Genomic DNA, 289 nt, shown 5'->3' with positions numbered 1-289 from the left:
ATCAGACACGCCATGAAGAACGCGCCGGCAAAGTTTCCAACAAAAACGAGAATCCAGTTGTAGAGGAGCGCCCGTGTCGACACCTTGTGGCTCGCCCAGGCCATGACGAGGAGATTGTTGCCGGTGAAGAGCTCTGCACCGGCGATGATCACAGCAAGGATGCCAACGCAGAACGCCAGACCGCTGAGCAACCGCGTGACTCCGTAAGGCAAGAGCCCCGTCGATTCTAAAGCGCCACTGGGAGCGAAGGTCGTTATTGTGCCTGCCAATACGGTGGTGGCAAAAATGG

General features: G+C 57.1%; 1 protein-coding gene. It reads right to left on the bottom strand.

Features of this window, described 5'->3' with window-relative positions:
* On the bottom strand, positions 1 to 269 hold a 269-nt coding region (locus WDW90_RS38935; RefSeq protein WP_336492976.1), incomplete at its 3' end, for a formate/nitrite transporter family protein.
* Positions 270 to 289: the final 20 nt, after the last annotated feature.

Source organism: Methylobacterium nigriterrae, from assembly GCF_037106235.1.
GTDB classification, from domain to species: domain Bacteria; phylum Pseudomonadota; class Alphaproteobacteria; order Rhizobiales; family Beijerinckiaceae; genus Methylobacterium; species Methylobacterium nigriterrae.
This window is presented reverse-complemented; position numbering and strand designations above follow the sequence as displayed.